This window comes from Paenibacillus senegalimassiliensis (assembly GCF_001486585.1).
Lineage (GTDB): Bacteria > Bacillota > Bacilli > Paenibacillales > Paenibacillaceae > Fontibacillus > Fontibacillus senegalimassiliensis.
The window spans coordinates 1,326,182-1,352,200 of record NZ_LN909046.1 but is presented as its reverse complement, the minus strand read 5'-3'; the positions used below and the strand labels follow the sequence as shown (position 1 = coordinate 1,352,200).

Annotated in this window: 22 protein-coding genes; 17 read left to right on the top strand and 5 right to left on the bottom strand. The window is 50.2% G+C overall.

Features of this window, described 5'->3' with window-relative positions; all coding sequences use genetic code 11:
* The first annotated feature begins 118 nt into the window (after window positions 1–118).
* The 3 genes from BN3279_RS20260 (at window position 119) to pduL (ending at window position 3,447) form a co-directional block, all read left to right on the top strand.
* Entirely contained in the window at window positions 119–1,900 is a 1,782-nt protein-coding gene (locus tag BN3279_RS20260; RefSeq protein WP_059053409.1) for a 2-oxoacid:acceptor oxidoreductase subunit alpha, read from the top strand.
* On the top strand, window positions 1,887–2,753 hold the full coding sequence (locus BN3279_RS20255; RefSeq protein ID WP_059053407.1) for a 2-oxoacid:ferredoxin oxidoreductase subunit beta: 867 nt from the start codon (window positions 1,887–1,889) through the stop codon (window positions 2,751–2,753). The genes BN3279_RS20260 and BN3279_RS20255 overlap by 14 nt, the downstream gene beginning before the upstream one ends.
* A 121-nt stretch (window positions 2,754–2,874) precedes the next feature.
* Entirely contained in the window at window positions 2,875–3,447 is a 573-nt protein-coding gene (pduL, locus tag BN3279_RS20250; RefSeq protein ID WP_059053405.1) for a phosphate propanoyltransferase, read from the top strand.
* Between the two features lie 107 nt (window positions 3,448–3,554).
* On the opposite strand, the gene BN3279_RS20245 is transcribed toward pduL, so the two are convergent.
* The 3 genes from BN3279_RS20245 to BN3279_RS20235 all read right to left on the bottom strand — a co-directional run bounded on the left by BN3279_RS20245 (window position 3,555) and on the right by BN3279_RS20235 (window position 6,164).
* Window positions 3,555–4,427, bottom strand: a complete 873-nt coding sequence (locus tag BN3279_RS20245; RefSeq protein WP_059053403.1) for a DUF421 domain-containing protein — start codon at window positions 4,425–4,427, stop codon at window positions 3,555–3,557.
* A 94-nt stretch (window positions 4,428–4,521) separates the two neighbouring features.
* Window positions 4,522–5,460 (bottom strand): ROK family protein, encoded by a 939-nt coding sequence (locus tag BN3279_RS20240; RefSeq protein ID WP_059053402.1) that lies wholly within the window; start codon window positions 5,458–5,460, stop codon window positions 4,522–4,524.
* Window positions 5,457–6,164 (bottom strand): N-acetylmannosamine-6-phosphate 2-epimerase, encoded by a 708-nt coding sequence (locus BN3279_RS20235; protein WP_059053399.1) that lies wholly within the window; start codon window positions 6,162–6,164, stop codon window positions 5,457–5,459. Before BN3279_RS20235 ends, BN3279_RS20240 begins: the two co-directional genes overlap by 4 nt.
* Window positions 6,165–6,387: 223 nt before the next feature.
* On the opposite strand from BN3279_RS20235, the gene BN3279_RS20230 reads away from it, so the two are divergent.
* From BN3279_RS20230 to BN3279_RS20210, 5 genes are all read left to right on the top strand, one after another.
* On the top strand, window positions 6,388–7,737 hold the full coding sequence (locus BN3279_RS20230; RefSeq protein WP_059053398.1) for an FAD-dependent oxidoreductase: 1,350 nt from the start codon (window positions 6,388–6,390) through the stop codon (window positions 7,735–7,737).
* A gap of 48 nt (window positions 7,738–7,785) precedes the next feature.
* Window positions 7,786–9,081, top strand: a complete 1,296-nt coding sequence (locus tag BN3279_RS20225) for a transporter permease (protein ID WP_082673151.1) — start codon at window positions 7,786–7,788, stop codon at window positions 9,079–9,081.
* Between the two features lie 73 nt (window positions 9,082–9,154).
* Window positions 9,155–11,299: a hydantoinase/oxoprolinase family protein gene (locus tag BN3279_RS20220; protein WP_059053396.1), complete on the top strand. Its 2,145-nt coding sequence runs from the start codon at window positions 9,155–9,157 to the stop codon at window positions 11,297–11,299.
* A 43-nt stretch (window positions 11,300–11,342) separates the two neighbouring features.
* A complete protein-coding gene (locus tag BN3279_RS20215) occupies window positions 11,343–12,053 on the top strand; it encodes a hypothetical protein (protein WP_059053393.1) in 711 nt (236 codons plus the stop codon).
* A gap of 62 nt (window positions 12,054–12,115) precedes the next feature.
* The gene (locus BN3279_RS20210) at window positions 12,116–12,973 is read left to right on the top strand and encodes a MurR/RpiR family transcriptional regulator (RefSeq protein ID WP_059053392.1); all 858 of its coding nucleotides are present in this window, start codon (window positions 12,116–12,118) and stop codon (window positions 12,971–12,973) included.
* A 100-nt stretch (window positions 12,974–13,073) separates the two neighbouring features.
* Here the strand turns inward: BN3279_RS20210 and BN3279_RS20205 are convergent, their stop codons facing one another.
* Window positions 13,074–13,787: a YceI family protein gene (locus BN3279_RS20205; RefSeq protein ID WP_059053390.1), complete on the bottom strand. Its 714-nt coding sequence runs from the start codon at window positions 13,785–13,787 to the stop codon at window positions 13,074–13,076.
* Window positions 13,788–13,981: 194 nt separating this feature from the next.
* Here BN3279_RS20205 and BN3279_RS20200 point away from each other — a divergent pair, with 194 nt between their 5' ends.
* From BN3279_RS20200 to BN3279_RS20170, 7 genes are all read left to right on the top strand, one after another.
* Window positions 13,982–14,665 (top strand): response regulator transcription factor, encoded by a 684-nt coding sequence (locus BN3279_RS20200; protein WP_059053388.1) that lies wholly within the window; start codon window positions 13,982–13,984, stop codon window positions 14,663–14,665.
* Window positions 14,650–16,056, top strand: a complete 1,407-nt coding sequence (locus tag BN3279_RS20195; RefSeq protein WP_059053386.1) for a HAMP domain-containing sensor histidine kinase — start codon at window positions 14,650–14,652, stop codon at window positions 16,054–16,056. The genes BN3279_RS20200 and BN3279_RS20195 overlap by 16 nt, the downstream gene beginning before the upstream one ends.
* Before the next feature lie 188 nt (window positions 16,057–16,244).
* Entirely contained in the window at window positions 16,245–17,816 is a 1,572-nt protein-coding gene (gene miaB, locus BN3279_RS20190) for a tRNA (N6-isopentenyl adenosine(37)-C2)-methylthiotransferase MiaB (protein WP_059053384.1), read from the top strand.
* A 19-nt stretch (window positions 17,817–17,835) separates the two neighbouring features.
* Complete coding sequence (locus BN3279_RS20185) at window positions 17,836–18,285, top strand: YlbF/YmcA family competence regulator (RefSeq protein WP_059053382.1); 450 nt, start codon at window positions 17,836–17,838, stop codon at window positions 18,283–18,285.
* A gap of 120 nt (window positions 18,286–18,405) precedes the next feature.
* The gene (locus BN3279_RS20180; RefSeq protein WP_059053379.1) at window positions 18,406–18,804 is read left to right on the top strand and encodes a PaaI family thioesterase; all 399 of its coding nucleotides are present in this window, start codon (window positions 18,406–18,408) and stop codon (window positions 18,802–18,804) included.
* A 296-nt stretch (window positions 18,805–19,100) separates the two neighbouring features.
* Window positions 19,101–19,880, top strand: a complete 780-nt coding sequence (locus tag BN3279_RS20175) for an NUDIX domain-containing protein (RefSeq protein ID WP_059053377.1) — start codon at window positions 19,101–19,103, stop codon at window positions 19,878–19,880.
* A 26-nt stretch (window positions 19,881–19,906) separates the two neighbouring features.
* Complete coding sequence (locus BN3279_RS20170; RefSeq protein ID WP_059053375.1) at window positions 19,907–21,361, top strand: nicotinate phosphoribosyltransferase; 1,455 nt, start codon at window positions 19,907–19,909, stop codon at window positions 21,359–21,361.
* Window positions 21,362–21,501: 140 nt separating this feature from the next.
* Here the strand turns inward: BN3279_RS20170 and BN3279_RS20165 are convergent, their stop codons facing one another.
* The gene (locus BN3279_RS20165) at window positions 21,502–22,401 is read right to left on the bottom strand and encodes an SDR family oxidoreductase (protein WP_059053374.1); all 900 of its coding nucleotides are present in this window, start codon (window positions 22,399–22,401) and stop codon (window positions 21,502–21,504) included.
* A 224-nt stretch (window positions 22,402–22,625) separates the two neighbouring features.
* Here BN3279_RS20165 and BN3279_RS20160 point away from each other — a divergent pair, with 224 nt between their 5' ends.
* Window positions 22,626–23,633, top strand: a complete 1,008-nt coding sequence (locus BN3279_RS20160; protein WP_089153492.1) for a 2-oxoacid:acceptor oxidoreductase family protein — start codon at window positions 22,626–22,628, stop codon at window positions 23,631–23,633.
* A 67-nt stretch (window positions 23,634–23,700) separates the two neighbouring features.
* Window positions 23,701–26,007: a thiamine pyrophosphate-dependent enzyme gene (locus tag BN3279_RS20155; protein ID WP_059053369.1), complete on the top strand. Its 2,307-nt coding sequence runs from the start codon at window positions 23,701–23,703 to the stop codon at window positions 26,005–26,007.
* Window positions 26,008–26,019: the final 12 nt, after the last annotated feature.

The following is a 26,019-nucleotide window of genomic DNA, read 5'->3' as shown; positions in this document are numbered from 1 at the left end:
GCTTGCTTTTTACGTAGATGCGACATAAAATTGACATGAATCCGAAACACAATGTTCGCAAATGTTCATGTTTATATTATATTTTTCCATTGCGATACGATTAAAGGGGTGGGCGATCTTGATTAATCAATTGTCTTGGAAGATCGGTGGTCAGCAAGGTGAAGGAGTTGAAAGTACGGATCGTATTTTCTCGACAGCCTTAAACCGGTTAGGGTACTATCTGTATGGATATCGGCATTTCTCCTCTCGGATCAAAGGGGGGCATACCAACAATAAAATACGGATCAGTACTCAGCCGATTCGTGCGATTTCCGACGATTTGGACATCTTAGTCGCTTTTGACCAGGAAAGTATCGATTTGAATGCGCACGAGCTTCGTAGTGGTGGGGTGATTGTGGCTGACGCCAAGTTCAACCCGACGGTTCCGGAAGGCCAGAAGGCCCGCTTGTTCCCGGTTCCAATTACGCAACTAGCTGAAGAACTGGGTACATCATTAATGAAGAACATGGTTGCTTCTGGAGCCTCTTGGGCTTTGCTCGGACTTCCACTGGAAGTGTTCAATCAAGCCGTGGAAGAAGAGTTCGGCCGCAAAGGTCAAGCTATCGTGGATAAAAATATTGAAGCGGTAAAGCAAGGTGCAGAATATGTGCTTGAGTTGGCAGGAGGGCCACTGGAGGAATTCCGGCTTGGGCCTGCGGACGGCAAGCAGAAGTTGTTCATGATCGGAAATGACGCGATTGGCTTGGGGGCCGTTGCGGCAGGCTGCCGAATTATGAGTGCTTATCCTATTACGCCAGCTTCGGAAATTATGGAATACCTGATTAAGAAGCTGCCTAAATACGGCGGAACTGTGGTACAGACGGAAGATGAGATTGCGGCCATCACGATGGCAATCGGCTCCAGCTATGCAGGTGTGAGAACCATGACCGCCTCGGCTGGCCCTGGTCTATCTCTGATGATGGAGGCCATTGGTCTGGCTGGTATGACGGAGACTCCGGTTGTCATTGTGGATACGCAACGTGGCGGACCGAGTACAGGTCTTCCAACCAAGCAGGAGCAAAGTGATATCAATGCACTGATCTACGGGACTCACGGGGAAATTCCGAAAATCGTCATTGCGCCAAGTTCTATTGAGGAATGCTTCTACGATACGGTGCAGGCATTTAACCTGGCAGATAAATATCAGGTACCAGTCATTGTGGCTACGGACCTGCAATTGTCCCTTGGTAAGCAATCCTGTGAACCGCTGGATTACAATCAAGTGACTATCGATCGGGGTTATCTGGTAAAGGATATTCCGGACCGCGACGATTCCACTATATTCAACCGTTATGCATTTACTGAAAACGGCATATCACCGCGAGTCTTGCCAGGTGAGAAGAATGGTATTCATCATGTTACCGGGGTAGAGCATGATGAGTCGGGACGTCCGTCGGAAAGTCCGATCAACCGGAAGAAGATGATGGATAAACGCTTGCGGAAGTTGGCTCAACTGGAAGTGAATGATCCTATTCATTTGCAGGCCCCTCATAGCGAGCCAGATTTGCTCATTATCGGTATGGGCTCAACAGGAGGGACCATCGATCAAGCGCGTTTGCGTTTGGCTGAGGCTGGAGTCAATACGAACCACATGACGGTACGGCTGATGCATCCGTTCCCGACAGAGCAGGTGCTACCGCAAATCGTCAAGGCGAAGAAGGTAGCGATTCTGGAGAATAACGCCACCGGCCAGTTGGCCAATCTGATTAAGCAGAATGTTGGGTATCATGATAAATTAGTTAATATCCTTAAGTATGATGGGAATCCTTTCCTTCCTTCGGAAGTTTATGAAGAGTGCCTGAAGGCCGTCTCGGATCAAGCCAAAACGCAGGAGGAGTTGGTGAGAAATGGCAACCTTTAAAGAGTTCCGCAATAATGTAAAACCGAACTGGTGCCCAGGCTGCGGCGATTTCTCCATCCAGGCTGCTATCCAGCGGGGAGCGGCAAATGTTGGCCTGGAGCCAACAAATTTAGCCGTCATTTCCGGGATTGGTTGTTCCGGCCGAATATCCGGTTATATTAATGCTTACGGTCTGCATGGTATCCATGGACGTGCGCTTCCCATTGCTCAAGGGGTGAAGCTGGCTAACCGGGACCTGACCGTCATTGCCTCCGGGGGCGATGGAGATGGCTTTGCCATTGGGATGGGGCATACTATCCATGCTATACGCCGTAATATTAACATCACTTATATCGTGATGGATAATCAGATCTATGGATTAACCAAAGGGCAAACTTCTCCGCGCAGTGGAGAGGGGTTTAAGACCAAGAGCACGCCGGAAGGCTCGATAGAATCGACGTTGTCACCGCTGGAAATTGCGTTGGCTTCGGGTGCAACATTTGTAGCTCAGTCGTTCTCCAGCGACATTAAGCAATTAACCTCATTAATTGAACAAGGGATTCAACATGAGGGCTTCTCCTTGATCAACGTATTTAGTCCATGTGTGACGTTCAACAAGGTGAACACCTATGATTGGTTCAAGGAGAACATCGTTAATCTGGATACAATTCCGGATTATGATGCCAGCAACCGTACGTTGGCAATGACGAAGCTGATGGAGACGGGGAGCATGATTACCGGCCTGATCTATCAGAATAAGCAGAGAAAGAGCTACGAGGATTTGGTACATGGCTTTAAGAAGGAGCCGCTTGCTCATCAATCCTTGGCTTTGCCTGAAGAGGAGTTTGACAATCTTGTAGCAGAATTCAGATAATCAGTCAAAAAGGCGTCCATTTCTCATGGACGTCTTTTCCTTTTTTGCGGCAATAGGTGTATAATGAAGGACGATGTCAATTGTTAACGATATAGAGAAAATACGAGGAGTGTTAGTAGACATGAGCAAAAATGTACCTGTCGGCGTATCTGCACGTCATATCCATCTGACCCAGGAGCATATCGAAATTTTGTTTGGACAAGGATATCAGCTTACTGAATTCAAGCCTTTGTCGCAACCTGGCCAATTTGCTGCCAATGAGCAAGTAGCCGTCATCGGAACAAAAGGGCAGTTCGATAAGGTTCGCATTTTGGGCCCAGCTCGTCCAGCGTCCCAATTGGAAATTTCCCGTACAGATTCCTTCGCCATCGGTGTGAAAGCTCCGGTTCGTGAATCCGGGAACATTGATGGAACACCTGGAATTACGGTTAAAGGTCCAGCGGGTGAAATCGAATTGAAGGAAGGCGTCATCGTCGCAGCACGCCACATTCATTTCCATACCTCGGATGCCGAGAAATGGGGCATTAAGGACAAGCAAATGTTGAAAGTTCGTTTGGGCGGAGAACGTGGTCTCGTATTGGAAAATGTCGTTGCTCGCGTGTCGGACAACTTTGCCTTGGATATGCACATTGATACAGATGAAGCGAATGCTTCGGGTGCCAAAACGGGCGATACGGCTGAAATCATCGACTAATTCGGCCAAACATTACTTTAAAATGAACATAGGGCTAGCCTTGGCGCAAAATTCGCCGAAGGCCAGCCCTTTTTGATTCCTCCATCTAAGGGTAATCGGGTTTAACTTTAATGCTGAGGCATTCGCTTGGCCAATCCCTTCATCTGATCAATCACTTGTTCCAGCGTGGATGAGCAATTCCCGTAGAGCTGCTTGGTCTTATCATCGGCGGCTGAGTGGGCCAGTGATTGCAGCACCTTTTCGCATTTCTTGAGTTGAGCTAACAGAACGGCTTGCTCCTGCGATTGGGGAATATGGATTCGGTCATCGTACAAGTCGACGTAAAATTGGCCATAAGCGTCAACTTGGCCTAGGTTGACCTGCTTGAGCGTCACGCCCAGCTTGTTGAGTTCGTTATGCAACCAGCGATGGCTAAGCCCTAGATTGGCTAGTGGCTCGTTCATGATGATACCATCGAGAATAATGGTCTGCGGCTCAGACTCCGGGGCAACCTCAAGTCCAAGCTGCGCGGGGGTGAGTGGCTGGTGTTCTGTTTTCAATAAGGCGTTGATTTGCCCATCGGGCTCCATCACAGCAAATTCTACCTCGGCTGTCTTGAAGATACTCTTCTTTCTTAGTTGCTCCAGCAGTTCCTCATTGGTGAGTCGCTCTTTTTTTAGATTACCCTCCAAAATCTTTCCGTCCTTGATCAACACGGTACTTGTGCTGTCAATCCAGCTTCGAAATCGTTTGCTCTTAAGTTGCACATATTCTACGCCAATGGAAATGAGAAACCAGACGCCTACCGCCACCAGCCCAATGTACCACTTGACATCCACATCCAGTGAGATGTAGGCAGCAAGACTGCCTATGGTGATGCCGGTTGTGTATTCAAAGAAGCTAAGCTGGGAGATTTGCCTTTTGCCGAGCAAACGGGTGATGATGAACAGCACCACCGCGGCTACCAGCGTACGCAGAATGACTTCCACCCATGTGGGCATAAATAGGCTCCTTTCAGCAGAGACCAGATTGGAAATATATGCTGATTATTTGCAAAAAAAGGAGTTTTTAATAAATCCAATATATGGAGAATATTCACTCTCGCATTCCAGGAACGATGGATGCAGCGCCCATAACCCCGGCTTGTTCACCCAATCCAGCAGGGTAGAGGTGAATTCCATCGCCTTGATATACAGGCATGACCATCCGGTGTAACGGCTCCCGAATGTTTTCCAGCAGAAACTCGCCTTGCCCAGTAATCGCTCCGGCGAGCAGAAAATGGCGGGAATTAAGCGTATGTGTCAAATTGGCCAGGCCTATGGCAATCCGCTCTCCATACAGAGCTACGATCTCCTTTGCTAGCGAGTCGCCGCCTCGGGCTTGGGCGAACAGTTCTCTCGGATTCTCAATCCAGAGTCCCGGAGCCCCTTGCTCACGCATCAGTAGCTTCAGTCCACTCACAGAAGCATAATTCTCCCAGCAGCCGCGATTGCCGCAACTGCAAGGGAGTCCGCCCATGGCGATGATGTGGTGCCCGAAGCCACCGGCATAACCGTCGTCTCCTGCAAATATGGCGCCATTTCGGATGATACAACCACCGATTCCCGTTCCGAGAGCAACGCAGATTAAATTAGCCATGCCTTGGGCCGCGCCTTGCCATTGCTCACCGAGCGCAATCGCGTGCACGTCGTTCACAACGACGCAAGGCAGCCCGAACTCTTGCTCCAGCAGCTTGCGGAGCGGGGTCCCCGTCCATCCGGGCAGATGCTCGGTCGCGTAGGCTACGGTTCCGAACGAATCCACCGTTCCTGCGGTTCCTACACCGATGCCTAGCAACGGCCAGCCTTCTTGCTCAGCAGTTCGGCGATGATCTGCAATAAGCCGGAACAGCTTGGACAGCAAGGCCTCCCGGCCTTGTCCCGCTTCTGTGGGTACGGTGTGAAAGTGTTCTACGCTGCCATCTGTGCCAACCAGCGCTGATTTGATGCCGGTGCCGCCTAGATCGATGGCGATAGCGTAGCGTTGGCGGCTCATCGACCTTCCTCGATCTTGCTGGCTCCCGCGCGCAGAGCGTGGGCAAATTCTCCAGTGATTGTATGTGGACGAGTGATGACAGTGCCGACCACCACAGCATATGCTCCGGCTTGGAGGGCCGCTGCTGCTTGCCCGGGTGTGCGGATTCGACCTTCGGCAATCACGGGAACCTCTACGGAGCTGGACAGCTCCTCTAGCAGCTTGAAGTCCGGGTCCTTACTTTGCGTGCTGTAAGGAGTGTATCCAGACAGGGTGGTTGAGATGAGGTCGAAACCAAGTTCTGCTGCTGCCAATCCTTCTTCCAGGGTGGACACATCAGCCATCAGCAAACGTCCTGGTTGCCGTTTGACACCGGCTATCAGTGCTTCCAAGGTCTCACCTCCAGGCCGTACCCGTCCCGTCGCATCTACAGCTACAATGTCGGCACCAGCGGCGAAGAGCAGCTCTACGTCAGATCGGCAGGGCGTAATGTATACCTCCGAATCGGCATAGCTTTTCTTCCAAATCCCGATAATGGGCAGCCCGCAGCCTTCTTTGATAGCAGCGACGTCCTGCGGGGAATTGGCCCGAATAGCGGCGGCTCCGCCATCTTTGGCGGCATTCGCCATAGCGGTCATAATATGACTGCCGTATAATGACTCTCCTGCGTAAGCCTGACAGGATACGATAAGTTGCCCTTTTAACTGCTCCAGTAGTTGCTCCATGATCAATTACGACTCCTTTGACTGTATAAATTTTGTGGGAATAAAACGCATACATTAATCTATTACACAGTATAAAAATTAGAGATCAATAAGTAAAGAAAATAATTTTCTAAATTAACGGAAATTAAGAAAAAAATAAACATAATCATTTACAAAGCGAATTTGATCTGTTAATTTAGTACACATGAAACAGCCAAACCGCAAATAAGGAGGAGTAAAACGGATGGAAGCATTGGACGTCATTGTGGTAGGAGGCGGCATTTCCGGCGTCATGGCTGCTGTAGCAGCCGCCAAGTCGGGAGCAAAGACACTGATCGTAGAATCTCAGGGCTATTTGGGAGGGACTCTGACCGCTAACGGCGTAGGTCCCATGATGACCTTTCACGCTGGAGAGAAGCTGGCAATTCAAGGCTTGACCAACGAACTGATCGAGAGATTGAAGAGAATAGGGAAATCACCAGGACATATTTTCGACACCGTAGGATTCACGTATTCGGTCACCCCGTTTGATGCTGAAGCGCTTAAGGTGGAACTGGAATCAATGATTCTGGAAAATGGGGGACAAATTCTGTATCACACTATGCTGGCCGAGGTGCATACTGAAGACCAGCGAATCACAGAGATTACCGTATGCAACAAGTCTGGCTTAAGCAAGCTCGCAGCCAAAGTCTTTATTGATGCGACCGGCGACGGAGATCTGTCCGTCCGTGCAGGTGCAGCCTTCACCAAGGGGCGGGAAAGCGATGGAGCCATGCAGCCGATGACGTTGAAAATGAAGATGATCAATGTGGATATCGCTAAGGTAAAGGCCTATATCCATGCCCACCCGGAAGATTTCCCGTTATACAAAGGGGATACTTCCATTATTGAGGATGCTCCAAGATTGTCAACCGCTGGCTTCGTCAGCCTGTTCAAGCAAGCCAAGGAGCGAGGCGAAATCTCCATTCCGCGCGAGGATATTCTCTTCTTCGAGACCAATACCCCCGGCGAGGTGATTCTGAATACAACGCGCATTCTCGGACATGACGGAACAGATGCCTGGAGCCTAAGCCGCGCGGAGACCGTGGGACGGAAGCAGTGCAGAGAATTGGAGTTATTTGTTAAGAAGTATATACCGGGTTTTGAAAACGCTATCGTAGAATCAACCGGCCCTTCGATCGGTGTGCGAGGTTCCCGTCAAATCGTTGGCCTATACACGCTGACTGCGGCTGATATCCTCTCCCAGACTCCATTTGAGGATACGATTGCCCATTCGGGATATCCCATTGATATCCATAACCCTGACGGGGAAGGGACGAAGCACGAGAAGCTGGAATGGGGCGGGATGTACAGCATTCCGTACCGCTGTCTTGTGACGCCGTCTCTTCATAACGTCATCGTAATTGGACGTTGTCTGTCGGCTACCTTTGAAGCCCAGGCTGCGGTGAGAACGACGCCGACCACCGGGGCCATTGGACATGCGGGCGGGGTTGCTGCTGCGCAGGCCGCTTTGCATGACTTGAACGTTCAGGAGGTGGACGTCGCCAAGGTGCAGCAAGTATTGAAGGAGCAGGGAGCTTATCTGGAGGTATAAGAGGCTGGAGGAGAACTCCAATTTGAACATTAAAAGGAGATTTGAACGATGAGTTCGATAATGTGGATACAGGCGATTGGTATATTACTCGTATTTATTCTGTTTGCAGCGTTAATGATGACCCGGAAGCTGCCTACCATCCTGGCGCTGCCAAGCATGGCGATATTGTTTGCACTGATTGCGGGCGTACCATGGTCTTCAGGTGCTCCTGATACAGCTACGATTAGCGGGACGATCCTGGCTCAGGGGTCCATGCGGCTCTCTACCGCAATAGCAGGCTTGATCTTTGGTGCCTGGTTTGGTCAAATTCTGAACAAAGTAGGCGTAACTAAAGCAATCATTCGTAAGGCTGCCGAACTGGCAGGGGATAAGCCGATTCTGATTGCGCTGCTGTTCTTTGTAACCGCTTCGGTGATCTTCTCCGCCGCAAGCGGCCTGGGAATGGTTATCCTCGTGGGTACCATTATTATTCCGATTATGCTGACCGCCGGGATTAGTCAATTCTTGTCCTCAGTTGTATTACTGACCTCCGTTGGCGTGGGTGTCCTGTTTAATGTCTCGAACTGGGCGGTTTATGTGGATGTGATGGGATTGCCGGTAGCTACGATTGCTAATTACACGCTCATTGCAGCTCTGCCGCTGATTGTGATTAGCATGATCATGATCGTATTTTATGCCCGCCGGGATGGAAAGGGCCGCAAAGCATGGGCGATGCCGGCGAACTCACCGTCTTCCGATGGTCGCAAGGTACCTACGATCGCGCTGATCAGTCCAGTGGTACCTGTAATTATGGTGTTCGTATTTAAAATGGATATCGTGCCTGCTGTTATTATCGGCGCGGTGGCTACGTTGTTATTGTCCTGGCCGAAGCGTCCTGTGCACGTGCTGTCCAGTTCGCTGGTCGAAGGTATTCAGGATGTAGCCGGGGCTTTGGGATTGATGATCGGCATCGGTATTCTGGTAAATGCCGTTATGGCACCACAGGTGACGGCTATTATTTCGCCGTTGATTGAGGCGGTACTGCCGGGAAGCCCACTCATGTACATCCTGTTCTTTACGATCTTGTCACCGCTGGCTATTTACCGTGGTCCGTTGAACGTATGGGGACTTGGGAGCGGCATCGCAGCCTTATTTGTTGGCGCAGGTATGACTCCAATTGCAGCCATGCTGGCACTTCGGGTAGTCAGTAATGTGCAGGCGGTATCCGACCCTACCAACTCCCATAACGTTTGGGTAGCTGACTTCACCAAGAGTGATATCAATGACATTCTGAAGCGGACATTGCCTTGGATGGTGACGGCTGTACTGATTTCAATGATCTGGGGTGCGTTTGTTGTTTTTTAACGGTGCGAGAGCACTTTGGGCAGCATGGTAAACAAGTCGCCAAGCTTATAGAGAGATAGGAGGGAGCAATGAAATGGGTAGAAAAGTAAGGGTGGGCATCGACGTCGGTGGAACATTTACAGACGCGGTCGTGCTGGACAATGAAACATTCGAAATTATTGAAAAGATGAAAATTCCGACCACCCATCATGATGAAGATGGTGTGGCCAAGGGGATCGTTCAGATCTTGCAGACGATTCTGCAAAGCAAGGGTATCGCTCCGGAGGATGTGGCCTTTATCGCTCACGGAACCACGCAGGCAACGAATGCACTTTTGGAGGGGGATGTGGCGAAGGTGGGCATCCTCGGCATGGGGGCAGGCATTGACGGCCTCAGTGCGCGTAGTGAATCCAATCCGGGGCAAATTGAGCTGGCGCCGGGCAAGTATCTACACAGCTACCATACGTATCTGGATTCCAAGCATCTGAAGGATGAAGCGGTGGAGCAAGCTCTGGACGAATTGCTGAGCCAAGGGGCGGAAGTCATTGTGGCATCGGAAGCCTATAGTGTGGATGACCCGGCTAATGAGCTGGCTATCGCCCAGACGGCGGCGAGACGCAATGTGTTTGCAACAGGCGGGCATGAAATATCGCAATTATATGGTCTGCGTACAAGAACAAGAACGGCAGTTATTAATGCCAGCTTGATTCCGAAAATGATGGAAACCGCCAATATGACCGAGAAATCCGTCATTAATGCCAACATCACTTCTCAATTAATGATCATGCGTTGTGATGGCGGGGTGATGAGCATTGAGGAGGTGCGGAAGCGCCCTATTCTGACGATGCTCTCCGGACTTGCGGCAGGCGTTGCAGGAGCGTTGATGTACGAGAAAATATCCGATGGTATTTTCTTTGAGGTTGGCGGCACCAGCGTAGATATTTCCGTCATCAAGAACGGGAAAGTCATGATTCAAAATGCGCAGGTCGGTGGACACCGTACTTACCTGCAGTCGCTGGATGTCCGTACTCTGGGGATTGCGGGCGGCAGTATGATTCGCGTCGCGGGCGGCCGAATTACCGATGTAGGTCCACGAAGCGCCCATATTGCCGGGAAGGCCTATGAGTGCTTTGCTTCCCCGGCTGGGCTGCAAGACGCTGCCGTTGTATTTATCAGCCCGCGTGAAGGAGACGCCCAGGAATATGCCATCATTCGAGGTGGTTCCGGCGAAGAGTTCTCGCTGACTTTGGCGGGAGCGGCCAATCTGCTTGGCTACGTTCCTGAGGGGGACTATGCTTATGCCGGGAAAGAAAGTGCCCGCTTGGCCTGGGATGCGCTCGGGGTACACCTTGGCATTTCCGGTGAGGCGGCGGCGCGGCAGGCTCTGGATCTCGCCATCGAGAAAACGATGAAGACTGTGAATGAGATGATCGCAGATTATGAACTGGATCGCTCTTTCGTCACTTTGGTTGGCGGGGGTGGCAGCGGGGCTGTCTTGATTCCGGCCATGGCGGAGAAGGAGAACATGAAGTGGCAGATCGCCAAGAATGCACCGTATATTTCAACAATTGGCGTGGCACTGGCCATGGTAAAGGAGCAGATCGAACGCACGGTCATCAATCCTACCGAGGCAGATATCAAGCGGATTCGCAGTGATATTATGGAGAAGATTGTTCAGTCCGGAGCAAGTGAGGACACGGTAGAGGTCACGATTGAAATTGATAATCAGAAGAACATCCTGCGTGCTATCGCTACCGGATCAACGGAACTTCGGTCCAAGGATTTAGGGCAAGCCGCTATGACGGAAGCGGAGATGCGTGCCATCGCTGCAAGCTCTGTAGATGCCGCGGTAGATGCTATGTTCCTGGCGGCTCAAACGGGTCGTTGGCATTTGTTCGTCAGTGAAGAGGTACGTAAAGCGTTCTTTGGCTTGATCAAGAAGAAGCGGACTTCGGTCAGTGTGGTGGACAGGGAAGGCGTTGTTCGCTTTAAGCAGGCCGGGGTACATTACGGGGAATTCAGCAAGAAGCAGCGGGATGAGGGGTTTGTTGGTTTTCTTGATGAGCATACGATATATTCAGACGCCAACGCGACGATTCCGAAGGTCTTCTTGTTCTTCCGTGAGAAAATGCTGGATCTGACGGGCATGCAGACCAAGGAACAATTGCTATCGATTGTGGACATGGAGACGGAGATGCTGAGTGAAGAGGAAGCGTGGCTGGCGGTAGCTTATCAGTAAACGGGCTAAGGGTAAAGGTTAAGCAAGGAGAGGTGATGTAGAGATGGCGGGCGGGCAAAATGAGGTGCAGGCGTTCGATCTTTGCGCTTTGGGGCTTGATGATGACATATTGGCTTTGGCCGAATTGGAGCGGGACCCGGTATTCCATAAGCTGGACTCCGGCAGATATGGCTATTATCTTGAACAGTCCTTGGGGGCGGGGAGACGTGCTGCCCTGCCGCTTCAGGGTCAGGATATCCGCGTGCTTCTGGAGGAAGCGGGTATTGAGTTCAGGCTGGCTGAGTCTGCGGGAGCGGGGACAATGAAGGTGGCGCTGCGGGCTCAATTGGATTGGAGCGGGAAAGTGCCGCATATTACGGTGTATCGTGAGTCGCTGCGTCAATTGCAGACTGCGGCTGAGACAAGAGGTGCCCTCGGTCCGGTTACCTTTGATAGAATTGTGGACATTCATTTGGCTCATGAATACTATCACTGGCTGGAGTATCGCAGCGGACAATTTACTAATGAGCTTCTGGAGTCGGTAGAGTGCCTCAGAATCGGCCCGTTCCGCAGGAAGGCAACAGTCTTGCAGACCAGCGAAATTGCGGCGCACGCCTTCTGCAAGCAAATGCTTGGACTTCCCTATTTGCCGAGCTTACTGGACCATATGTACCTGATACAAACGGGTGAAATCAAGATGGAGCAATTCGCAGAAAATGTGAAAAAGTGGAAGGAAATTTTAGCTAGTATGGACTCCGTATGCTATAATAGGTAAATCGTTATTGCGCGAGACCGTTTTCGAAAGAATCGGTATTCGCACAAGCAGGAGGACATGTCATGGCTTCGCAAGTACCCGCGGTAATTGCAAAAATTATTTCGCTGAACAAGAAGTTCACTTATGGTGAAAATCAGATTGCCCAGTTCGTCATTCACCAACCCGAATTTATTACCCAACATACGATTACGGCGCTGGCCAATGAGATTGGCGTCTCGGAGACTAGCATTAACCGTTTTTGCAAAAAGATTGGCTTCAAGGGCTTTAACGACTTCAAGATTGCCATCGCCCAGGATACCTTCTACCGGGAAATGCAAACGCGGAAGAAGGAGCGTCGGGAGATTACCCCGATCGACGGGCTGGCACTTGATTACAATGAGCTTGTAATTAATACCTCCGCGATGATCACCGAGGATGCGCTGCGTTATGTAGCGGAAGCGCTCAAGCAGGCCAGACGCATCCATATCTTCGGCATCTTCGATTCCTTCCTGTCGGCTATGGCTCTTAAGAACCGCCTGTCCTTGATCGGAATCAGTGCCGAGGCGAGCAGTGACAGCCGCGCGATGAAGATTGCTGCGTCGCAGGCTACGCCGGAGGACGTGGTGATTGCCTTTTCCCGTTCGGGGGCAACGCAGGAGATTATTGCTGCGGTGTCAACGGCCCAGATGAATCAGGCGAAGACGGTGGCGATTACCTGTTATGACTCATCTCCCATCACGGAAGCAGCCGAGATGAACATCATCGTACCGGACAAGATGTCCGTCAACAACAGCGCCATGATGTCGAACCACATTACCTTTTTATTCGTTGTGGATGCAGTCATGAGTCTGTTGATCACTTCGGACAAATCTTATCTGAAGAAGAAGCTGGATAGCGAGGGAATTATCTCTAGCCGTCCTTCGGTCACAGAATACTATTAATCTCTCTTCTAATCATGTATTAAAATAGGAAGCGGCCCGCCATGATGGCGGGCCGCTTCTGTAATATATACACAAGTGCTGAACGAGCGTATTAATCAGGTTACGATTTGCTCAATACCAGTTCAAGGCGAACCTGAATGTCATTTTCAGCAGATAAGACGACACTATGCGGGTTCTCCAAGCCGAAGTCGTCAAAAGTGACCATTGTGCTGCTGGACAGCAGTAGCTCTTCTCCTTGGTACATGGCTGTACCTGCAAAGGTAACCTCTTTATCAATGCCTCGTACATTCAGTGTTCCTGTCATCGTAAAATAGTAGGCAGTGCCTTCGGTCCAGTCTGTTGGCAGTCCCTCAAAGCTTGCGCCCTCAAAGGTTGCATTCGGATATTGAGCAACATCGAAGTAATCCGCAGATTTGATATGCTCGTCCCGCTGCGCATTGCTGGAGTCTACCGCGTTCATGTCGATTGTTCCTATGGCTGTGCTTTGAGCCAGGTCGTTCACATCAAGCTGCCACTGTCCGCTAACGATATTGTTAACGAAGTTAACTGTTTCTTTGGAGGTGGTAACAGAGAAATACACTTTGGAAGCGTCAGTAATACTCCAATTGCCATTCACCAAATCTTGCGAGACCACTTCTCCGGCAGCGGCGCTGGCGGTTTGTTTAGGATTGCCCGAAGCGTTATTCGCAGGAATGACGGTCTCAATCTCAACGTTGTTTCCCAAATAATTGTTCATTAGGGCATAACCACCGCCGCCGATGACACCTGCTAGTACAACACCCGTAATTATCCATGTCATTGTTTTTTTCTTCACTGTAGGTTCCTCCTGAAAGCTTTATTTTTTCTCTATTGAATGTTGCTTGCGTAATAGTCTAACAAATAAATAAGTCAGGCAAATGTCAAACTAAAATTTGTTAATTAAGTTTCTATTTCCCCTTGCAGGGCGGGACTGTCTATGTCAAATTAAAGATTACATTAAGCACTATACAAAGAGCTGGAGGGGTCAGTGTGAAGTCGATCCTGATTGTGGAGGATGAGGAAGCTATCTCGCGTGTGCTTGCAGCATACTTGAAGAAGGCAGGGTTCCAGATTGCCCGAGTTCGTGATGGACAAGAAGCGATGGAGCAATTTGAAGCGGGAGATTACGCTCTCGTCTTACTGGATGTGATGTTGCCGGGGATGAATGGATGGGAACTGCTGAAGCAGATTCGCTCCAAAAGTCCTTGTCCGGTAATTATGCTAACTGCTCTTGGACAATTAGAGGAGCGTTTGGAAGGGTTAGAGAACGGGGCCGATGATTATATGACCAAGCCATTTGTTCCCGAGGAAGTCGTTGCCCGGGTACAGGCTGTGCTGCGAAGAAGACCTCATTGGACGGATGGCGATAGCAAACGATACTTTGGCAATCTGCTGCTGGACTACACCTCGCGTTCTGTTTATTTGAATGCAGCCGAGGTGGCCCTGACGCCGCGAGACTTGTCGTTGCTACTATTTCTGGCTGAATATCCAAATCGGATTTTTACCAGGGAGCAGCTTATTGAGCAGGTCTGGGGCAACGATTATGACGGTAGTGACCGGGCGGTTGATTTATCGGTTAAAAGATTGCGTCAGGCTTTGACCCACTGGCAGACAGACGCAGGAGAAATACGCACATTGCGAGGAACGGGGTATCAATTTTGGATCGGAGAGTAAAGCCGCGGAAATTGACTTCCATTTTGACCTATTGGACGGTTCGTTATTGCATCATCTTGTGTGTGGGATTTGTGATGATCTGGCTGATCGCCATATATGGCGTGCGGGCTACAGCTATGGATAGCAGGCTGAACACTGCGGGTCTGCTCGGGCAAGAGTTAGCCGATTATGTGGTGTCAACGGATGGTCAATTGGTGATCCCCCAGAATATTAATGAACGCCTGAAGAGTCGGCTTGACTATTTCAACTTTAAAGGCGATCTATGCCTGTTTATCTCGGATCAGGAGGGACGTCTCTTGTTCTCCGTTCCCCAAACGACCCAAGAGATCATTGATCGGCGAATGAATGAGGATTATTCCGATGTGGAAGAGCCGCAGACCAAGGCGGTGATTACTCCTGTGCAGCATAACGGAGCCCCATTAGGACAGGTCACCTTCTTGCTATCGAAGCAGTCCTTGGCCTCCAATCCGCATGAAGTTACGATAGCCGTCGTCGCGTTGTTTACCTTGATTATGGCTGGTTGGCTGACGCTTTACCTGCTGTCGCGCAAGTTAAGTCGCCCCATTCGCCAAGTCGCAGAGGGCGCGCATCTAATTCGCGAGGGTCATTATGATATTAGGCTGGAGGTAGCTACAGGGGAACGTGAAATTCAGGAATTGGTGGACGCCTTTCGTGAGATGGCGCAACGCCTGAAGCAGCTTGAGGAATGGCGTGCCTTATCCCTTGCAGGAGTGACACATGAATTGAAGACACCGGTTACCTCCATTAAAGGACTTCTGCTGGCGGTGCGTGACGGGGTTGTAACCGCAGAGGAGGGCGGGGAGTTTCTGGACATTGCCCTTCAGGAGTCAGGTCGGCTGGAACGGATGGTGGCCGATTTGCTCGATTACAACGCCATGTCTGCCGGAAGTGTTCAAATATCAGCTTTAGAAGTGGATTTGAACGGACTGATCTCGGAAATAGTGTATCAATGGGAGATGACAAATAAACTTCCCGGTGCCGAGATCAAGCTTGTGCTGTCGGAAGAGAAAATACGGAGCATTGGTGATCCGTTGCGTATTCAGCAAATCATACTGAACTTGCTCAACAACGCGCGTCAGGCTCAGTCCGAGGCTTCTTCCGCATTGATCGAAGTCCGTGTGTCTGTAGCATCCGGAAGAGCGATAATTGAAGTCCAAGATGATGGCACCGGAATTGCTCCAGAGGAAGCGCCGTATATCTTTGATCGTTTCTTTCGAGGAGCGCAGAAGAAGCTGCGTACAAGGGGGCTAGGCTTGGGATTGACCTATAGTCAGTTGCTTGCGCGGGCACAGGGAGGAGAGCTGGAGCTTGTCCAAACTTCTGTAGAAGGAAGCGTCTTTCGCCTGATTCTTCCTCTTGCTCATGAGTAAGGAATAAGTCGCGTTATTTCCAGATTTAGCATCAGGAGTTGTGGAATCGCCAATAAGCCTATGGTATAATTTTTTATTGATGCTTATAGAAGTTTTGAAGCGCACGCATGAATAGCAAACTCAAGAATTAATTGACGGTTTGATATGAAATATAGAGCGATATCGAAACGAGGAAGTGAAGTTAAACGATGAAGGACCCCAAACCGCAAAACAAGCCTCTTGATAAGGACTATTCCCAATATTTCAACTTCAGCGATGCCAAGCTGATCAGTGAGGAAGAGGGGAAGACGACTTACCGTATCCGTGGGCGCAATATTCAGATTAACTCCAACCCTGACTATAAGGAAGGCAAGCGTCGGGGTAAGGAAGACACCCAGGTGCATTATGACTTCAGTATTCCCGATGAGATGAAGAGCTTCGGGGAAGGCAAGCTTTACAATATTACGACCTATGGTTGTCAAATGAACGAGCATGATACGGAAACCATCAAGGGCTTGCTGGAGCAGATGGGCTACCGCTCCACCGAGGATCGCAAGCAGGCTGATATTATCCTGCTCAATACGTGCGCTATTCGCGAAAACGCCGAGGATAAGGTGTTTGGCGAACTAGGGCATCTGAAGGGGCTGAAGACAGAGAAGCCTAACCTATTGCTGGGCGTCTGCGGCTGCATGTCGCAGGAAGAAGGTGTGGTCAAGCGAATCATGCAGAGACATGGATTTGTCGATATGATCTTCGGAACCCATAATATCCATCGGTTGCCTCATCTGATTCAGGAAGCAATTTTCAGTAAGGAGATGGTCGTCGAGGTCTGGTCCAAGGAAGGCGACATTATCGAGAACCTGCCGAAGAAACGGGAAGGTATGCGAGCCTGGGTGAACATTATGTACGGCTGCGATAAGTTCTGTACGTATTGCATCGTACCGTTTACGCGGGGGAAGGAACGCAGTCGGCGTCCTGATGATGTCATTGCCGAGGTACGGGAGCTGGCTAGGCAGGGCTATAAGGAAGTTACCTTGCTGGGACAGAACGTGAACGCTTACGGCAAGGATTTTACCGATATCAGTTACACCTTTGCCAATTTAATGGATGATATCCGTCAAATTGATATTCCGCGCGTAAGATTCACTACTTCGCATCCACGAGATTTTGATGATGCGCTTATTGAGGTGTTGGCTAAGGGCGGCAATCTGGTGGAGCACATCCATCTGCCCGTGCAATCGGGTAGCAGTGAGGTACTGAAGAAAATGAGCCGCAAATATACGCGTGAGCACTACGTGGAGCTGGCGCGTAAGATTAAAGCCAACATTCCCGGTGCCGTCCTGACAACGGATATTATTGTAGGATTCCCAGGAGAAACGGAAGCCCAATTTGAGGAAACTCTATCATTAGTCCGTGAGATCGGCTATGATTCGGCATATACCTTCGTCTACTCACCACGGGAGGGAACGCCGGCAGCGGTCATGGAGGACAACGTGCCGCTCGAAGAGAAGAAGGCCCGGTTAGCTCGCTTGAACGATACGATCATGGAATATAGCCGGCGCAGCAATGATGGGACGAGGGGCCAGGTGGTGGAAGTGCTGGTTGAAGGGGAGAGCAAGAACAACGCCCAAGTGCTGGCGGGACGTACTCGCAGCAACAAACTGGTTCATTTCGAGGGAGACAAGGATTTAATCGGCACCTTTGTGCATGTGGAAATAACGGACCCGATGACTTGGTACATTAAAGGCAATTTAGTGAAAGAGACTGCCAATTTAGCATAGTCCCAAGGAGGTTGTAACGGTGGAACATAAAGACCAAACCGATTGCGGGATTCCCAAGTTTGATTCCCGGGATCTAGTGATTCGCGAAGATATTATGTATAAAGCCAGAGAATTGGCCGAATTGATCGGCACAAGCGAGGAAGTACAGCAATTTCAGAAGGCGGAAAAGCTGATTCAACAGCACGAACGGGTGCAAGGGCTGATTAGTATGATTAAGAAGAAGCAGAAAGAAATCGTCGCCTTCGAAAGCTTTCAGAACCAGTCGATGGTCCAGAAGATCGAACGGGAAATCGAGGAACTGCAAGACGAACTGGATGGCATTCCAGTGGTTACCGAATTCCAGCAAAGCCAAAGCGATATCAATTATTTGCTGCAACTGGTCGTTTCGGTGATTCGGGATACCGTGTCGAGCAAAGTCAATGTAGAATCCGGCAGCGAACCGGCGGTAACATCCGGTTACGGGGAATAAGCTGAATTCGTCGGTGCGCAAGGCATGTTGAGGCATGTCCTTCCGCACCTTTTTGAATCTTCTTCAAGAACATGATATTGATAAATAGACAGAGACAGAGATAGGATAGGAGGACCATGCATGGAATGGAATGAAGAGGTAAGTCGCCGTAATGAGCAGTCCTTCTGGGGACTGCTGGGACTCAAGATGATTAATGCTGATTCAAGCCAGGTAGAACTTGGACTTACGGCGGGGGATTCACATTTAAATGCGATGGGCATTGTCCACGGGGGCGTATTATCGTCCATGATGGATCAAGCCATGGGAACGATGGTGGCTACGTTGAAGGGCAAGTTTGGGGTCACTACCCATCTTAACGTCAACTTCCTCAGCCCGATGCGGGCTGGAGAGCTGGTGGCTACGGCCTTCCCTCTGCACGAGACGTATCGTACGATCACGCTTCGCTCAGAGGTGCGGGATGAAGAGGGAACTCTCGGCTGTATCTCCACCGCCACTTTCCGGCTCCTGAAACAAGAGTAAACCCGAAATGCCAGGCCGGGCTGAGTAAGTTGAACTTGAAATATGCAGATTAAGCAAGCGAGAAAAATGATTCTGAAGAAGGTCAAAGCTTTCTGTAAGAAAGCTGCATCGGAAGCCTACGCTTGTTCGCCTTTGTGAGTGGATTTCTACTTCATCTGAATTTATAAAACAAGAGAAATCCATGAACAACAGCGATCGTAAGAACATTTTCTCGTCTGCTTCTTTGCATATAATAATAAGTTCAACTTACATAAGACATGGTCGGCGTTATCATATGACTGATGTGGTGATACGTGATGAACAATGAACAAGAGCATGGCGAATCAATTAATGAGGTTAAGAAATATCGTACACCTGACGGGATACCGGCAGATATTGTGATGTTTACATTAACCCGGCAGGAGCGTAAAGCCTCCACCAAGTCTTTGCCCCACTTCGACTTGAAGGTCATGCTGATCCGCCGACGCAGTTGGCCGTTTGCCGGGGCTTGGGCCCTGCCCGGAGGCTTCTCACAAGAGGATGAATCCCTGTATGAAACGGCTCGCCGAGAGCTCAAGGAGGAGACGGGGGTGGATGGCTCCCATCTGGAGTATCTGGGGGTATACAGCACGCCCGGGCGCGATCCACGCGGCTGGATAATCTCTCATGCTTTCTTTGCGTTAGTGGAAGAATGGGTGCTGGAGAAACGCCAATCTGCAGATGATGCACAGGAGGTAGGCTTGTTCACTGTGCGCGAGGCCCTGGAGGAGTTGCAGCTTGCCTTCGACCATCGGGAGATTTTGCAGGATGCCTATAAGCGTATTCAGCAGCAGATGCTTCATACGACGATTGCCAAGCAATTCCTGCCACCACATTTCACACTAGGTGAACTGTATCAAGTGATTCAAACCGTTGTTCCCGATTTTGCCGAACTTAATTTTATTCGAAAAATAACGTCCACACGCAGCCGCCAAGGCATATTGGAAGAGGTGCGCGACGAGAATGACAAGCCGATGCTGTCCAATCAGTATTCGCAGCGGCCGGCACAATTGTACCGGTTTACCGACTTTACCCCTCAGTTGTCGATCTATACATAGCAGGGTACAGAAAGGGATGAACGTACATGCCAGCCACGGGGTTAGCATTGCATACCGATAAATATCAGATCAACATGATTTATGCCCATTGGGTGAATGGCACGCATCTGCGGGAGACGGTGTTCGAAGCCTATTTCCGTAAGCTTCCGTTCGGTAATGGTTATGCTGTATTCGCAGGTCTCGAACGAATAGTCAACTATATTCGCAGCCTACGCTTTACGGAGGAGGACCTGAACTATCTGGACAGGCAGGAAGAGAATTACAAGCCTGAATTTCTTAAGCTCCTGCGCGATTTCAAGTTTCAGGGAACGTTGTCTTCGCTGCAAGAAGGCGCTATCTGCTTTCCCAATGAGCCGTTAATTCGGGTACAGGGCACCATCATGGAGACTCAATTGATCGAAACGGCGATGTTGAACTTTATGAACTTTCAGACCTTGATTGCAACGAAGGCTTCTCGCGTCAAGCAAGTAGCTGAACAAGATGTGCTGCTGGAATTTGGTACACGCCGTGCCCAGGAAGCCGATGCCGCAATTTGGGGAGCAAGGGCAGCTTATATTTCGGGCTTTGACGCTACGTCCAATCTGCTCGCAGGAGAGCGCTTTGGCATTCCTACCAAGGGAACGCATGCCCATTCCTGGGTGCAGATCTTCGATTCGGAGCAGGAGGCCTTCGAACTGTACGCCAAGGCATTGCCTGATCAGGTATCGCTGTTGGTGGATACATTTGATACGTTAAAGAGCGGAGTACCAAATGCGATACGGACGGCACGGATTCTGGAAGCAGCCGGGAAGCGACTGAGCAGCATCCGTCTGGATAGCGGCGACCTGGCCTACCTGTCGATTAAGGCTCGTAACATGCTGGATGAGGCCGGTTTGGATTACGTTAAAATTGTGGCCTCCAACGATTTGGACGAGAACACAATCTTCAACCTTAAGGCGCAGGGCGCACGCATTGATATATGGGGAGTGGGCACCCAATTAATCACTGCTGCCGACCAACCGGCGCTTGGCGGGGTCTACAAGCTGGTGGAGAGGGAGAAGAATGGTCAGATGGAGCCGACCATCAAGATCTCTGGCAATCCTGAGAAAGTGACGACACCGGGCAGGAAGGACGTATGGCGCATTGTGAGCAAGGAGAGCGGCAGGGCTATTGCCGATTACGTCTGCTTCCCGCATGAAGAGCAAGCCCGTACCGGGAATAACCTTCGCTTGTTTGATCCGGTGCATCCTTATATTAAGAAGACGGTGAAGAATTTTGAAGCGGTAGCGATGCTCGAGACCATATTCGAGAACGGTGAACTGGTCTTCGAGCTTCCGAGACTGGAGCAAATTCGGCAATATCATCGTGAGCAATTAAACTTGTTTTGGCCCGAGTATCTGCGTAAGATGAATCCGGAAATCTACCGGATTAGTCTAAGCCAGGAGGCTTGGGAATTGAAGCAGAAAATGATTGAGGAATACGTACAACAGCACGACGAGTAACAAACCATAGAGCAACAAGAATTAAGGACTTGCCTGACCGCCAGAGCGGAGGCAGTCCTTTTTTGGCTTGTTGATTATTTCTCGGGAAAGCGCAAAAAACGCTATAAATCGGCGGTCCACAGGCGCATTCGACAAAGTGGTCAACTGGTGACCATCGCTCCGCCGTTGACATGAATGACTTGGCCGGTGACATAGCTGGAATCATGGGAGGCCAGGAAGACGTATACAGGTGCCAGTTCAAACGGCTGACCGGCCCGTCTCATCGGCGTATCCAGCCCAAAGGTCGAGACATATTCAGCGGAGTAGCTGGAAGGGATGAGCGGTGTCCAAATGGGTCCGGGTGCGACAGCATTGACCCGAATGCCCCGGTCTACAAGTGACAACGAGAGCGAGCGGGTAAAAGAAACGACGGCTCCTTTGGTAGACGAATAGTCGATCAGCAGCGGGGCTCCCTGGTAAGCCGTCACGGAGGCGGTGCTAATAATGGTGCTGCCAGGCTTCAAGTAGGGCAGGGCGGCTTGAGTGAGATAGAACATCGGATAAATATTGGTAGCATAGGTCTGATGGAGTTGTTCGGCAGAAATATGCTCAATGCTATGCTGTGGATACTGTACGGCCTGATTCAGTACTAAAATATCAATTGTGCCGAAATAGTGAAGCGTGTGTTCCACAATGGACTTCGAGAAGGCCTCTTGCCGCAGGTCCCCGCAAATCAGCAGGCAGCGTTGGCCTAGCTCCTCCACTCGGTCTTTAGTTGCCTTGGCGTCCTCGTGTTCGTACAAATAAACGATGACGAGATCTGCGCCTTCCTTGGCAAAAGCAATGGCTGCCGCCCGGCCGATACCGCTGTCGCCTCCCGTAAGAATGGCCACCTTACCCTTGAGCTTACCGCTGCCCACATAATCAGGATTCTCCGAGATGGGACGGGGAACCATCAGCGTTTCCAGTCCAGGCTGCTGCGGCTGATGCTGGGGCGGAAATGAAATCGGCTGGACGTGGCACTTCACTTGCGAGCCGTAGTAGGGATACATCGGGATCATCAATTTTTTCCTCCTAAGATATCGGTGTTAACCTATCTTATTCCTATAGCCTAGGGGCGGTGCATTCGCCTAGAACGAGATTGTCTTTATGACATTAGTTACATAAGTCACAACACATTTATGATAAATTTTAAAATTAAGAAAGAAATATTTTTCTGCATTTATTTGACACTTATAAAAACGTCGTTATGAACTCGCCATGTGCGAAGAAGGGAGTCAAACGCGTGGTACAACTACCCAAATTAAATGATCTAGGTTTTTTTGAAATCCGTTTGGAATCCATTGGTGGGCTAGGTGCAAACCTGGCGGGGAAAATGCTGGCTGAGGCCGGAGTAGAGGGGGCTGGGCTGAATGGAGTAAGCTTCTCTTCCTACGGCTCGGAGAAGAAAGGTTCGCCGGTCAAGGCACATATTCGCTTCTGTGATCTGAACACGCCAATTCGTGATACATCGCCGGTGGAACGCCCACATATCGTAGGTATATTCCAGGAGGCGCTGGCCAAGACGGTCAACGTCATCAGCGGCATTTATGAAGACAGCACGGTGCTCGTTAATTCACGCAACACGCCGGAGGAACTGAAAGAACGGATGAAGTTAGTAGGTGGAACCATCGCGGTCATCGACGCTACGGGTATTGCTTTGGAAGAGAAGAACCGTGTCAATATGGCGATGCTGGGCGCGATGTTCCGTCTGTGTTCATTCCTGGACCCGGACACGATGAAGGATGTTATCCGCAAATCGCTGGAGAAGAAATATCCGCAGACCGTGGCTCCGGCTTTGGCTACGTTTGATCGGGGCTACAATGAGGTTGTTTTTGAGACGTTCGCCTTGCCGGAAGGGGTCAGCATGCCTGCCTTTGTCCGTGCTGATACACCGGTGTTGGGTTATGAAACCCAGCCAATCGGCGGGATTGTGGTTAATCCGGGCAACAGCATCCTGAAGGACCTTAGTATTTCGCGTTCCGGGATGATGCCTCACTTCAAGGAAGAGACCTGTATTAACTGTGCCCAGTGCGATAATGTATGTCCGGATAACTGCTTTGTGTGGGAGGAACGTCCCGACAAGAAAGGGCGCCCGCAAATGTTCCTCAAGGGGATCGACTATCAATATTGCAAGGGTTGCCTGAAATGTATTCACGCCTGTCCGACCGATGCTTTGTCAGGAGAACGGGAAGAAGAGGGATACTCGGCTGAGCATAGGGTTCCACATTTATTCGATTTAGCGGCTCGCTAATAGAGGTAGTTCCCTGTAAACCCGACTTTTTGAACTTGTATTAATAAAGCAGAAAGGTGGCAGAACAATGGCGATCGATTTAGAACAAGAACGCCGCGCGGGCACTGTCGAGCAACGCGTGGTTTATGAGTCAGGCAATGAAATGGCAGCCTATGCGGCTAGCCAAATCAATTATCATATCATGGGGTATTTTCCGATCTCCCCATCCACTGAGGTAGCCCAATACCTCGATTTGATGAAAGCAAGCGGCCAACATGATATCAAGTTGATTCCATCGGATGGCGAGCATAGCTCCGCAGGGATTTGCTACGGTGCATCCACAGGCGGGGGCCGGGGATTTAATGCAACCAGTGCGCAGGGATATCTCTATATGCTGGAACAGATGCCGGTTCAATCGGGTACACGGTTCCCGATGGTCATGAACCTGGTTTGTCGTTCCATTTCAGGACCGCTGAATATTCACGGCGATCACTCGGATTTGTATTTCTCACTGAACACAGGATGGCCGATTCTGATGTGTCGTGATCCGCAAGCCGTTTATGACATGAACCTGATTGCGCTGAAGCTGGCGGAAGATCCTGAAGTCAGACTTCCCGTGCTGGTGGCTTCGGACGGTTATTTCACCTCTCACCAGAAGCGCCGGGTACACACCTTTGCCAAGCAAGAGGATGTGTGGAAGTTCGTAGGCAAACACGCACCAGAGGGCTTCGCGCATACATTGGATCGCAATAATCCTATCACCGTTGGACCTTACATGAACGAACCAGATTATATCAACAACTGCTATCAACAGTCGGAAGCCATGTATAATGCGGAGCATGTATTCGAACGGATTTCCGATGAATATGCGATGTTGACCGGACGCGAATACAAAATGCTGGACCTGTACCGGATGGAAGATGCAGAAGTGGCTGTCTTCTTGATGAACTCGGCCTCCGAGATTATCAAGGACGTTGTTGATGACCTGCGTCGTCAAGGGATCAAGGCCGGATCGATTGCGCCGAACATGATTCGTCCGTTCCCGCAGAAGCAAATTGCTGAGGCATTGAAGAACGTCAAGGCGATCACGGTAGGTGACCGTGGCGATTCTTATGGCGCTTACGGTGGCAATATGGTCAATGAGATTAAAGCGGCGTTGTTCACACATGGTAATCACACTACTCAAGTCATTAGCCGGATTTATGGACTGGGTGGCAAGGAATTCTATGCCGAGGACGGACATCATTTGTTCGAGCTGGCTATCGATGCTGTGAAGAAGAACCGTGTTGAGGTTCCGTTTGATTATTACGGCCATACTGCTGGTGATAAAGAAAAGCTGCCCAAGCGTGTTCTGAATCCATTGAAATTCGAGGATTTGAAGACCGGACTCATAACAGTAACCCGCAATGAAGAAACAGGTAAGCTGGGCGTACGTATTCCGCCGCTGCGTTCCTTGACGAAGAAGCCGAAGCGGATTGCTCCAGGACATGGAGCGTGTCCAGGCTGTGGCATATTCTCGGGACTGGAGCTGTTCTTCAAGGGGATTGAGGGGGATATAGTCGCTCTGTTCCATACGGGCTGCGCGATGGTGGTAACCACAGGTTATCCTTATTCCAGTCATAAAGCGACGTACATTCACAACCTGTTCCAAAATGGTGCAGCTACCTTGTCCGGCGTGGTCGAAATGTTCTGGGAGCGCAAACGCAGAGGCGAACTGGATGATTTGGGCTTGCAGGATGACTTTACCTTTGTCATGGTAACCGGCGACGGCGGAATGGATATCGGTATGGGACCAGCTATTGGTGCTGCACTACGTAATCATAAGATGATTATCATCGAGTATGATAATGAAGGTTATATGAATACAGGGGCGCAATTGTCCTATTCCACACCGCTGGGACACCGCACTTCTACGTCCAATATCGGCAAGGTACAGAAGGGGAAGACGTTCCAGCATAAGGATACAGCGCAAATTATGGCTGCGACGAACATTCCGTATGTCTTTACCGGTAGTGAAGCTTATCCGCAGGACTTGGTGAAGAAGGCAGCGAAGGCTCAATGGTATGCGCAGAACGAAGGCCTGGTTTACGGTAAAATTCTGATCGCCTGTCCGCTCAACTGGATCTCTCCGGATGATCAAGGAACGAACATCGTGGATGCTGCCGTTAACTCCTGTTTCTTCCCGCTCTATGAAGTAGAGAAAGGGCAAACGGCGATTACGTACAATCCGGAAGAGAAGAGCAAGCGTGTACCTCTTACGGACTGGCTGAAGACGATGGGCAAGACACGTCATTTAACGAAGCCGGAAAATGCCGAGGCTCTGGCAGAATTTGAGCAAGAGGTAGAGCGGCGCTGGAAAGTGCTGCAAGCCAAACACGAAAATCCTTATTTGTAAGGTGGTTTTTGG